This window comes from Paenibacillus sp. P4_A7 (genome assembly GCF_056402455.1).
The window spans coordinates 1-12667 of the sequence record NZ_JBFUHJ010000138.1 but is presented as its reverse complement, the minus strand read 5'-3'; the positions used below and the strand labels follow the sequence as shown (position 1 = coordinate 12667).

10 protein-coding genes are annotated in these 12667 nt (G+C 43.6%); 9 read left to right on the top strand and 1 reads right to left on the bottom strand.

Annotated elements, in window-relative coordinates:
• The 6 genes from AC1DWN_RS17255 to AC1DWN_RS17230 form a co-directional block, all read left to right on the top strand.
• On the top strand, positions 1–628 hold a 628-nt coding region (locus tag AC1DWN_RS17255), incomplete at its 5' end, for a helix-turn-helix domain-containing protein (protein ID WP_477560139.1).
• 335 nt (positions 629–963) lie between these two features.
• Positions 964–1929: an ABC transporter permease gene (locus AC1DWN_RS17250; protein WP_477560138.1), complete on the top strand. Its 966-nt coding sequence runs from the start codon at positions 964–966 to the stop codon at positions 1927–1929.
• A 79-nt stretch (positions 1930–2008) separates the two neighbouring features.
• Positions 2009–2902, top strand: coding sequence for a carbohydrate ABC transporter permease (locus AC1DWN_RS17245; RefSeq protein WP_477560137.1), 894 nt, complete (start codon positions 2009–2011; stop codon positions 2900–2902).
• A 56-nt stretch (positions 2903–2958) separates the two neighbouring features.
• Positions 2959–4635 carry an ABC transporter substrate-binding protein gene (locus AC1DWN_RS17240; protein ID WP_477560136.1) on the top strand — a complete coding sequence of 559 codons (1677 nt, stop codon included), beginning with the start codon at positions 2959–2961 and terminating at the stop codon, positions 4633–4635.
• A gap of 155 nt (positions 4636–4790) precedes the next feature.
• The gene (locus AC1DWN_RS17235) at positions 4791–6878 is read left to right on the top strand and encodes a right-handed parallel beta-helix repeat-containing protein (protein WP_477560135.1); all 2088 of its coding nucleotides are present in this window, start codon (positions 4791–4793) and stop codon (positions 6876–6878) included.
• Between the two features lie 243 nt (positions 6879–7121).
• Positions 7122–7292: a hypothetical protein gene (locus tag AC1DWN_RS17230; protein WP_477560134.1), complete on the top strand. Its 171-nt coding sequence runs from the start codon at positions 7122–7124 to the stop codon at positions 7290–7292.
• A gap of 23 nt (positions 7293–7315) precedes the next feature.
• Here AC1DWN_RS17230 and AC1DWN_RS17225 read toward each other — a convergent pair whose 3' ends face one another.
• Positions 7316–9700, bottom strand: a complete 2385-nt coding sequence (locus AC1DWN_RS17225; protein ID WP_477560133.1) for an AraC family transcriptional regulator — start codon at positions 9698–9700, stop codon at positions 7316–7318.
• 248 nt (positions 9701–9948) lie between these two features.
• Between AC1DWN_RS17225 and AC1DWN_RS17220 the strand changes: the two genes are divergently transcribed.
• The 3 genes from AC1DWN_RS17220 to AC1DWN_RS17210 all read left to right on the top strand — a co-directional run.
• Positions 9949–10902, top strand: coding sequence for an ABC transporter permease (locus tag AC1DWN_RS17220; RefSeq protein WP_477560132.1), 954 nt, complete (start codon positions 9949–9951; stop codon positions 10900–10902).
• 42 nt (positions 10903–10944) lie between these two features.
• Positions 10945–11832, top strand: coding sequence for a carbohydrate ABC transporter permease (locus tag AC1DWN_RS17215; RefSeq protein WP_477560131.1), 888 nt, complete (start codon positions 10945–10947; stop codon positions 11830–11832).
• A gap of 51 nt (positions 11833–11883) precedes the next feature.
• On the top strand, positions 11884–12667 hold a 784-nt coding region (locus AC1DWN_RS17210), incomplete at its 3' end, for a hypothetical protein (protein WP_477560130.1).

The following is a 12667-nucleotide window of genomic DNA, read 5'->3' as shown; positions in this document are numbered from 1 at the left end:
GATTGACCTAGAGCTAAGATTGATTAATAGTATTAAATCGGGTAATCGAACGGATGTCGAGCATGTCTTAGCGCTTTTGTACACAGAAAATTTCGAAAAACGGAACTTAACCGTACCGAATGCGGAGCAGCTACTCTATTTGATGGTTGGTTCGGTATCCAGAGGGTTGGACCAAACAAAAGATACAGCAATTGGTGAACTGACCATCGGAGAATTGCAGAGAAAAGACAGCATCGAGGAACTTTTCCAACGGATCGGTGAAGCGTATCTGGATTGTTGTGAAGTTGTTCATGTGAAAAACCAATCTGCCAAAACAGAGCTGCGGGATCAAGTGGAGAACTTCATTCACCAGAACTATATGCGTGACGATATAACCCTGTTCATGGTGGCGGAAGAATTTAGAACAACGGAAGCGACAATGTACCAATTTATTAAAGATCATCTGGGGATGACTTTTAGCGATTACGTGGAAAGTTTACGAATACAACGTGCTTGTGAGTTGTTCCAGGGTCAGCAGGCACAGGTCAAAGATGTTGCGTTGATGATTGGATACTGCAGTGATCGAACATTCCGTAGAGCTTTCAAAAGAGTGATGGGGGTTCCTCCTACGACTTATCTCAAATTTTGAATGAAACCAAAGGCGCTTCACTGTGCGGTCATAAGACCAAACAGTGGACGCCTTTTTTGAAATATAGGAAAGTATATCATTTTGCCATACTTTCGCTATATTTCTCCGGAATGAAACGCGCCACCGCCATAAGGACGGCGACAGCCGTTTCACCTTGTCCGCTTATTAAGAAGTGTCCGCTGTGAATTCCGCGAACTGTACCTCTCAAATTTTATGCCTGACGAAAAAATGTCCGCCCTCTAATTAATGACTGTTGCGTAATCCGGCTGCTCTTGATATTTTTGAGTGGCAAATTGATATTAAATTTGAGGAAGGGAAGGAGGTGACAAATAATTATGAAAACGGATACAGCAGTTTTGAGTAAATCCCAGTATCAGCCGCCTTCAAAATCAAAATTCGCATACGTTTTCAAGAAAATGCGTACTCACTGGCCATTGTATGTTTTACTTTTACCGCCAATTATTTATGTCGCTCTCTTCAGTTATGCTCCTATGTATGGGGTAGCTCTTGCTTTCAAACAGTTTCAGCCGATTAAAGGTATTCTCGGCAGTCCGTGGGTGGGTCTTGCTCATTTCGAACAGTTTTTCAGTTCACCTTCCAGCTGGAGAATCATTAAAAATACGGTGCTTATCAGCATATTTTCGCTTGTAGCTGGTTTTCCACTGCCTATTCTGCTGGCTATTGCACTGAATGAAGTTCGAAGTCGGTTATTCAAGAAAACGGTGCAGATGGTAACTTATGCGCCTTATTTCGTATCATCGGTCATTCTGGTCGGGATCGTCATGCAAGTGCTGGATCCCCGTTCCGGTCTAGTGAATCAGTTTGTCGGACTATTCGGCGGAGATCCGATAAATTTTATGGGTAAACCCGAATATTTCAAATCGATCTATGTCTCGATGGGGCTCTGGCAAGGAACAGGGTATGGCGCTATTATATTTTTGGCTGCCCTGGCTGGGGTAAGTAAAGATTTGCAGGAAGCAAGTATTATAGATGGAGCCAGTAAGGTAAGACGGATATGGCATGTGGACTTGCCGAGCATTCGGCCCACCATTGTCATCATGCTCGTATTAAGCTGCGGCGGCATCATGAATGTTGGTTTTGAGACGATCTTTTTGATGCAGAACAATTTGAATTTGTCGACATCCGAAATTATTTCGACTTATGTGTATAAAGTGGGTCTCGTCAACTCTAACTTTGGTTTTTCTACGGCGATTGGTTTATTCAACTCGGTTATTAATCTGATCTTGCTTGTCATCGCCAATTTTACGGCGAGAAAATTAACAGACTCCGGGCTCTGGTAAGCGCGGAACAGGATGAGGTTGTCGTTGGCCACGTGCTGCATATGATATCGCAGCGTGCACTTGGGAGAAAGGAGGCATTATGAACAGGCTGATCAAACTTACAGTCGGAGACCGGATTTTCGACGTATTCATTTATTTATTTTTATGCATGAGCTTTATTGTGGTGACATACCCGCTGCTGTATGTTGTCAGCGCATCCTTCAGCAGTCCGCATGCGGTGATTGCAGGGAAAGTGTGGTTTTTCCCCGTGGAGCCAACCTTGAGAGGATATGCCGCAGTCTTCAAAAACTCGCAGCTGATTACCGGTTTCATGAATTCTCTGTTTTATATGGTCATTGGCACATCGCTGAATTTGATTATGACGGTGATTGCCGCTTATCCACTTTCCCGCAAAGAATTGCAGGGAAGAAATGCCGTGATGATGTTTTTCGTATTTACGATGTTTTTTTCAGGGGGATTGATTCCTGGTTACTTGCTTGTCAAAAATTTAGGAATGCTCGATACCCGTTGGGCATTGATTATTCCGGCAGCGATGTCCGTGTGGAATGTCATCATTACGAGGACGTTCTTCCAAGTAACGATCCCGCAGGAATTGTATGAAGCGGCGCAAATTGACGGAGCGGGCGACTTCCGCTTTTTGCTCAGTATCGCGGTCAAGCTATCAGCACCGATTATTGCTGTAATGGCGCTTTATTACGGTGTCGGCCACTGGAATACATACTTCAGTGCCCTTATTTATTTGAATTCACAGGAGCTGTTCCCGCTGCAAATTATATTGAGGAGCATTCTAGTGCTCAATAATATAGACCCTATGATGATGAAGGATTTTGAAGCGCTGCAGCGCAAGCAGGGGCTTGCTGATGTGCTCAAATACGCAGTCATTGTAGTGGCGAGCGTCCCAGTCTTGCTCATTTATCCGTTTGTACAAAAGTATTTTGTCAAAGGGGTGATGATCGGTTCTATAAAAGGCTAGAAGCTTGAGGGCAAGTCTTATAATAAAAAGAAATACTAGAGGAGGCCATTATTAATATGAATAAAAGATTGAACTGGCTCGTTACATTTATCCTTGTCTTCGCCATCATTGCGTCAGGTTGCTCTTCTAATAACACAAATTCCGGTAATGCAGGCGGAGAGAACAGCGAAGTTGCTGCCGGAGAGGGATTTCCGATTGTAAAAAATAAGACGACGCTCAAATTCCTTGTCGTACAAGATCCGATGATCATCGATTTCAAAACGAATAGTTTCATCAAGTGGTACGAGGAAAAGACGAACATTCATATCGAATGGGAGATGATTCCGGCTGATTCTGCTACAGAAAAGGTGAATCTGATCTTAAACAGCGGCGATTTGCCGGATGCGTTTTTTGGTGTCAGATTTGATGAAGAGCAATATGCTGCCAATCAAAAGATGTTTTTGCCGCTGGATGACATGATTGAAGAGTATGCTCCCAATTTCCAAAAAGTATTGGAGAAACATGATGCGATGCGCGGCGTAATTACGGCAACGGACGGACGTATTTACGGCTTGCCTTCATGGAATGATTGTTATCATTGCAGCATGGCGCAAAAGCTTTGGATTAACAAAAGCTGGCTGGATAAGCTTGGACTGAAAGAACCGAAAACGACAGAAGAGTTTTATCAGGTATTGAAAGCGTTTAAGGAGAATGATCCGAATGGCAACAACAAGGCCGATGAAATTCCGTTTGCCGGAGCTGCCAAGGGCTGGTTTTCAGATCCTAACATCTTTATTATGAATGCGTTTACATACACCAATGGTGCTAACGATATGAGACTTATCGTCAAAGACGGCAATGTAGAAACGATTGTCAATACGCCGGAGTTCCGCGAAGGTTTGAAATATACTCAGAAATTGTATAAAGAGGGTTTGATTTATAATCCTTCATACACACAAAATAACGATCAATTGAGGCAATTGGCCGCCAATCCGGATGCTGAAATATTGGGTGCCTTCGCTTCTGGAGCGAATGTTAACATTATAGATGCGGCATCCAACCCAGAGCGATATAAGAATTACGTCACACTGGCGCCGCTGGAAGGCCCGAAAGGCGTCCGATACGCGACTCACTTCAAGTATGATGCCGCGGTCCCAGGAGCGTTCTATATTCCGGCAACGAGCAAAAATCCGCAAGCTGCACTTCGTTGGGCTGACTACATGTATAGTCTAGATGGAGCTAGAATGAAAGGAATGGGGATGAAAGGAATAGGATGGGACGACCCTGAACCGGGGGATGTAGGATTGAACGGGAAACCAGCTTTAACGAAAAGGATTGTTCCGTATATTGAAGAACCGCAGAATGAATCACTCATGCAGAATGGAATCAACTATGCACCAGATGAGTACCGTTTCGGTGAAGCAGTAGATCCGAACGTCGATCTTTTTGCGATAGAGGGGCTTGAGAAATTATTGCTTGAAGAAACAAAAAATAAATATGAGCCGTATATTCCGCAGAACGATTCATTATCTGTACTTCCGCCGATCAAGCTTCTTGCTGAAGAAAGCCAACAAATTCAGACGATATCGGTCGAGTTGGCCAACTATGTTATAGAATCAACGATTCGCTTCATTACAGGAGACATGAGTCTGGACAATGATTGGGATAAATATGTAAAAAGTTTGAGTGATATTGGACTGGAGAAATATTTGGAAATTTATCAGCAAGGTTACAATCGTCAATATAAAGAGTAGAACCAATATAGCCCAGCCTTATCGAAGTACTAACATCCGGTTCCCGGCAACGTAGCGCATCCGTTAAGCTGCCGGGAACCCCTAATGCAGGTACGTGAATCTATTTTTGCAGCTGTTGTTGATAAAGCCATGACTTTCGAAAGGAGAGAGAACAAGTGAGTAAGAATGATCTGTATATTTCTACAAAAGGCAACGATAACTGGACGGGCAGACAGCCGGAGCCCAATGTGGATAAAACGGATGGGCCCTTGGCAACGATCGCGGGAGCGCGGGATACCATTCGAAGAATGAAGCAATCTGCTAGGCTCTTGGGACCGATTACGGTCTGGCTTCGCGGTGGTCATTACTATCAAGCGGAGCCGATCTTATTTACACCGGAGGACTCGGCCCCCGTCACGTTTGCTGCCTATCCCGGAGAACAACCTATAGTGGATGGGGGTGTTCGGATAAGTGGCTGGCGGGAGGAGACGGTAGGCGGCATTGCGATGTGGGTGGCCGATATGCCGGGGGGTGCCGAAGGAAATCATTACTTTCGGCAGTTGTTCGTAGGCGGAGAGCGCCGCATGCGGACACGTCTGCCCAAACAGGGCTTTTACTGGATGAAGAATGTGCCGGGAACTGAAATTCATAACGAAGGGATGACCAGTGAACTATTTGCAGGAACGGATACGTTCGTATGCGCACAGGGCGACATCGACGCGTCTTGGCGCAATATGAATGACGTGGATATCGTCGCCTTGCACTACTGGATCGAGGAAAGAATGCCGGTACAATCCTTCAACCCGTTATCAGGAGAGGTGAAGTCGAGCCGGAAGAGCATGTTTGTGCTCAAAGACGATGTTGCCAAGCGCTACGCTAAATATTATGTGGAGAATGTGTTCGAAGCCTTAACTGATCAAGGTCAGTGGTATCTCGACCGTGCCACCGGTAAAGTTTATTACATCCCACTTCCTGGTGAAATCTTGGAGGAGACGGAGTTTGTCGCTTGCTCGGCTCATCAACTGCTGAAGCTTGCGGGCAAGCCGGAAGAAGAGAAATACGTGGAATACGTATCATTCAAAGGATTGACATTTGCGCACACGGATTGGGTTCAGCCTAAGGGAGGCGGGGAACGCTTCGAGCTGCCAGGTATTGATTTTGCCGCTGCTCCACAAGCAGACTTCCATATTCCCGGCGTGATCCATATGCGCGGAGCCCGTTATTGTACGATTGAGGATTGCCGGATCGAGAGAATCGGCTGGTACGGCATCGAATTGTCTGAGGGCTGTACGTCTAACCGGATTGTCGGCAATACGATTGCCGATATGGGGGCAGGCGGGATCAAGCTGGACGGGGCGGATGCCAGCGGCTCCATACTGCTGCGAACGGGAAGCAACCGCATCACGGATAATCATATTCATGCCGGCGGGCGTATTTTTCACAGTGCTTGCGGTATTCTCTCCGTCCATTCATTTTGCAATGTCATCTCGCACAACCATATCCATGATCTCTATTACACGGGGATTTCCTGCGGCTGGGTGTGGGGCTATGGCGAGAATGTATCGAAGGACAACAAGATCGAGAAAAACCATATTCACGATATCGGTCATGGCCTTCTTAGCGATATGGGTGGAATATATACCCTCGGTGTCCAGCCGGGTACGGTCATTCGCGGCAATCTCATTCATGATATTGAAAAATGCAATTACGGCGGCTGGGCGATTTATCCGGACGAAGGGAGCGCTCATCTTATTATCGAGAACAACATATGCTTCAATACAAGCAGTCAAGTGTTCCATCAGCATTACGGTCGGGAAAACATCGTGCGCAACAATATATTCGCTTTCGGCCGCGAAGGCCAGTCGGCCCTTAGCCGAGTGGAGGCTCATCGTTCCTTCACGTTCGAGAAGAACATTTTCATCTCCGATGGACAGCCTATGTTTGTCACCGGCTATTCCGGCCATTTTGACAAGAAGGGATTTTACAGCGATCTGAACTTGTTCTGGGACATCTCCGGCAATGAGTTGGTATTTGGCAATCAACATCACGATGAACGGGCGAATTTTTCATTGAAGGACCCGCGATCGTTGGAGGATATGAAACAGCTCGGTTATGATCTACATTCCGTTCATGCCGACCCACTTCTAGTAGACCCGGCAGGGAGAAACTTCATGTTGCAGGAGGATTCGCCTGCTTTCGCACTCGGTTTTCAACCGATTGATCTGTCCGATGTTGGCCCGCGCTCCGCAGCGGATAGGGAATAGCGCAATTACCGTTCGGAGAGCACCAGTTCGAAGAAGCGGTCATGTTCAACCAGCAGGGCAAGGAGATTCAGCGCTCGGCTGTGGGTGATAAGTGGCTTAGCATCGAGCTGGCCCCTGGTACGGGGTGTCGACCGAAGCTTTCCTTAACCCGCTATGCGAACCTTCCAAGCTATGATTCACCATGGCCGGATCCACATAAGGAAGAGATCTTAACAGGCAGAAATCAATAGAGTTTCATACTGAATGCCCAGCGCCGAGCAGGTGCTGGGCATTTGCAGTCCGCTGGCTGGAGGAAAAGAAATGGATGGTTACGCATTTACTCCATTCCGTTACGATCAGATGAAATTGGATCCGGAGCTCGTTATAGCCGATGTCTTTCAAGCAAAAAAAAGCCCAATTCCGCAATGGAATTAGGCTCTTCAGCAGCAAATCTACTATTAAACGGTCATATCATTTTCATGATCTATTTCTTGCCCCAGCTGCAGTCTGTATTCACTCAGGGACATTCCAAAATGCTTTTTAAAGCGCGTATAAAAATAATTATTCCTCTCTAGTCCCACCTTATCGATAATGGACGTTAAAGGCAATTGCGTATTACGCATATATTCATCCAGCTTTTGCATTCGCGTATCGAAAATATACTGCGCAATAGACTGTCCATGTGCTGTTTTGAATATTTGGCCGATGTAGTTCGATGATAGCCGTAGTTTTTCGGCGATAAAGCTAAGGCATAATTCACTGTTGGAATATTCTTGATCGACAATTCCGATCACGCGTTGTATCAAATGGTCATTACTATTAGATGTATTTTTGAGAGCCCCTACCTTATTACATAGCTTCTGTAAAAACGCATCCATCACGCTGTCTATATCTGCACTTACTTCTGCATTTTGGATTCCGCGTAAAAACTGCTGTAAAGTAAAATCCTGGCTATCCTTCACAGCAGGCATCTTACTTAGCACACTGGAGTAAGTACTGTAAATCAAATGAACAATGCAATACACAATTTCATTGTACGTGTATTGATATAGCATTGGGCTTATCGTTTGATAGGTTGCAGCAGCAGATTCATAATTGCCCTCGAGCACTTTCTCGATTAACTGCTCCTCTTTCTTGACGGAGATGTGGATATTATCCGTGTTGATTTCATCCATCATGTAAGGAGTAATAATAGAGCCATGTCCGTAGCGCATCTTCAACAAAATGGAGTCCTTCATATTATTGTACGTGCTAGGCAAATGCTCGAGCCCCTGAAACATCGTGCTGTACGCCATTGATAAAGAAATACGGAGATACTTGAGTGTATTACTTTGCACCTCGCGCAAATATTGCTCCACTTTCTCCTGCAGCACTTTATATTGGGTTACTGTGGAACAATCCATAAGCACTACGAATTTATCGGGCTCACAGCTGAAGATTTCGCACACACCGTGGTCTTCTGCCAGTTCTGTTGCAATATTCAAAATAGCATAGCGTAGTGCCCATCGTTCCTTCTGACTGTTCACAGATACAAATTGGCTGTAATTATCAATTTTAATGACACACATGCACAACTGACTCGTGGCGATATAATCCAGATTGATGTCATTCAATTTCCCCAGCACTTTGTCTTTGGAATGTGTGTTGCTATCACTTAATAATGCATTGAGAAAATCTTCTTTGACAGCATAACCTGCATCATGGATTATTCTGTCAAGCTCTTGATTTTTCTCCTTCATAGATTCGAATACAGACAAAATAAATCCGAATTCCTCCATATCCTGAACGACTTTGTCATTTTTTTCGGGAGCTTCGCCATTCAACATTTTCGTAATCGCTTGAATCGGATAGTTCAGTCTGCGAGCCAAATACAAACAAATGATTGCACAAATTATGAATATAACAACTACGATACCTACAGACATAAATGATGCCTTAATGACCTCTTTAAACGTTTCTTTAACAGGAGTAAGGCCCATGATGTACCAGTTGTTTGCATTACTTTTACTACTTGATACAAGGTAACTGATTCCGCCAATCTTTCTTATCTGATTATTGCTGCTTTCAAGTTCATGTACTTGCTGGCTTAATGCGCGTACATCACTCCTATTATCTTCAAACTCTGATGTGAGCGCCTTACTTAGAATAGACCCATTCGTATCCACTACTAAAAAGGACGATTTCGTTTCAGGGTCATTACCATTGATCGCTTGAATGGAATCCGTAAGCGTTTTCGTTCGAATGTTAACGACAATGGCATTTTTCAAGCCTGACGCGTTCTCTCCCGGTTCAAATAATATATAGGAGCATGTATCAGCCGATTGCGTCGCTTCATCTACCGCTGTCACAATGGGCCGACCATTATACTCAGCTACAAATTTCTTCTCGGTTAGCAGTGATACAATCGCCTGATCTGAAAATGTAGAAGCTGGTTGGCGTTCGCCGGTCCTTGATGAATAAAAAACATCCAAACCAGCATTGTAAAGATACACGCTCTCGATATCTTTTAGTGTTAGAAAGTGCTTATCAATGACCTTGCTTGCCATAATCGCTACCATATCATCATTTTTCTTCATATTAATGAATTGAAGAATATCTTTATCGCTGTACAGCGTATTCCCCAATTTCTTTGCAGTCTCATCTAGGTACGTAATACTGTAATTGTAATGTTCAATCAGCTCATGATTAAAACGGTTAATCATTGAAATACTCGTACGCAAATAATTTATGGTCAAAAATACAGTAAGCAACACAGTGATCAGAATCGTAATAATTAGAAAAGAGAAAAAAGATTTACGCAGAAAGCTCGTACTGCTTCTTTTTGTTACACTCGTTTGCTTCATTATGACCTCCTAGTTGATACGACTTCGATTTTCTCTGTACTTGCAATTACTAACATATTAGCATACTAGCATAATTAGCCCTATAGCGTCACAACGATTAATGATTCTTCGGAGATTTTCTTATTTTTTGTAGTTAGGTTTGTGTAGAAAAACAAAGAGAACCGTAGTTTTGATTGTTGAGCAAAGAGGTCCTTGTACCTAGAATAAAGGAAGACAGAAACGCAATCCAACTGAAGGGGGTGAACTCAATGAAACTTGTTGCAAAACCAATTCATAACCGAACACTGCGCAGCGCAAAAAAACAATTTCCCTTCTATCTAATGATGTCACCTGGACTACTATTTATTGCCATCATGTGTTATATCCCAATGGGCGGTGTCATTATCGCCTTCAAAGATTACAACCCACGCGATGGTATATTTGGAAGCCCATGGATAGATCCGCTGTTCAAAAATTTCGAATTTTTCTTTAAATCTGAAACAGCGAAAATTGTTACGTTCAACACCCTGTTCTACAATATTATAGAAATGGCTGCCGTTACTCTCGGTGCACTAATATTGGCCATTCTATTGAGCGAARTGAAAAATAAAAAGCTCTCAGCCACCTATAAAGGTGCTATATTGCTGCCAGTTTTCCTTTCATGGATTGTAGTCCAGTATATTGTGTTCGGTATGCTTAGTGTAGACCGAGGTATTGTCAACAATGTTATCGAATCAAATGGTGGAGAAGCTATTTACTGGTACAGTGAGCCTTCTTATTGGCGCTATATTCTTCCCTTTGCCTATCTGTGGAAAAATATCGGTTACTATTCGGTATTGTATGTAGCAGCGATCGCGGGGATTAATACGGATTATTATGAAGCTGCTCAATTGGATGGCGCTTCGAAGTGGCAGCAAGTCAAATTTATTACACTGCCGCTGCTGAAACCGATAATTATCGTCCTTACGCTGTTATGGGTAGGAAAGTTATTCAATGGCGGATTAGGCGACTGGAATGGATTCTATACCATTACCAATGATTCAGGAGCACTATATGGTGCAACGGATGTTATCGACACCCTTGTATTCCGCTCTCTGAAAAAACTGAACGACTACGGCATGTCAGCTGCAATTGGTCTATATCAGGCAGTGGTTGGTCTCGTTCTTGTCCTGATTTCTAATTATATTATTAAGAAAACAGACCCAGACAGCGCATTATTTTAATCGTTCAACATAGAGAAAGGAAGGAAGGAGGGTGGGAGTTCCATGGTAGTAAGAAAGCTTCATCTTTCAAAGGTTATGATTCATCTCATTTTCATTGTATCAGCACTAGCTTGTATTGTTCCGTTGCTATTGGTTGTATCGATATCGTTTACATCTGAAAAGTCGCTTATGGTTGACGGATATCATTTATTTCCCAAAGTGTTCGATATTTCATCTTATCGATACGTTTTTAGCGGAGCAGGCTCGATTGCCAATGCATACGGCGTTACGATCTTCGTAACCGTTGTCGGAACGCTGCTGCATTTACTTGTTACTTCGATGCTGTCGTATTCGTTGACACGACCTGAGGTTACCTATCGTAATGCACTCACTTTATTCGTGTACCTTCCCGTGCTGTTCAATGGCGGACTTGTTCCATCCTACATTTTAATTACACGATATTTGCATCTTAAAAATACGATCTGGGTACTCATTGTCGTCTTTCTTGTGTCAGCGATTAACGTGCTCATTATGAAAAACTTTTTCAAATCGATTCCTAGTTCCTTGTTCGAATCTGCACGCATAGACGGTTCAGGTGAAATTCGTACTTTTTTCAGTATTGCACTTCCGCTTTCTAAACCGTCACTTGCGACTATAGGTCTGTTCACCGCGATTTCTTACTGGAATGACTGGATGACCACTGCCTTGTATATCGAAAAGCCGAAGCTGTATACCTTGCAATATTTACTGCAATCTTTAATGAACAATATCGGCTATTTGCAAGCCAATGCAGCAGCCTCTAAATCTATGGAAGCCGCTATCGGCATGCTTCCTAGTGAAGGTGCACGGATGGCTACTTGTGTTCTGGCCATCGGTCCAATTATATTATTGTATCCATTTTTACAAAAGTATTTTGAAAAAGGCTTAACAATAGGTGCTGTAAAAGAATAATTTTTACAGACATCTAGTTGAGAATAAATTAAAAATTTTAGGGGGATATCGATGAAAAAATTTTCTATGATGTTGATCAGCTTAACACTGCTTCTCACGATGATCGTGTCTGGCTGTTCAAAGGCTACACCGAACGCTGCTAACGGCGATCCTACGGCTTCACCTGCTGCGACAAAGGCTCCAGAAAAAGAGAAAGAAAAAGAAGAACTCGTTGAACTTAACTTCTACATGATGAACTCGCCTGTCAATGAGTCTGAGCGTATTATGAAAAAAGCTAACGAAATTATTGGTGAAAAAATCAATGCCAAATTGAATTTCATTATGGTTGACGGCAGCACATATGCTGAAAAAATGAATTTGATGATTAATTCTGGCGATGACTGGGATCTTGCTTTTACTGCATACTGGGGTGGAATTAATTACTTTGAAAACGCCGCCAAAGGTGCTTATGCAGACTTAACTGATCTACTTCCCAAGCTTGCGCCGGAAACGTATGCCCGCGTCCCTCAAGGTCTATGGGATGGTGCGAAAGTAGACGGTAAAATTTACTCAGTTGTCAATTATCAGCAATGGGGCGTTGCCAAGCGCAATGGCTTTATCTTCCGCGAAGATCTTCTTAAAGAAACTGGATTTGACTGGCAAGCTGTGAAAGGCAAGCCAACAATAGAAGCTCTTAAATTGATAGGACCGTTCCTTGGTGCTGCGTTGGAAAAGCATCCTGATATGATCGGATGGGAAACTAGCTCTAATCATAGCTTCTTCGCCAATGAACCGCTTTACTGGGATATGGAGCCTGTAGGTGATTTGACAACTCCTGGTTGGGTTAATCTCAATG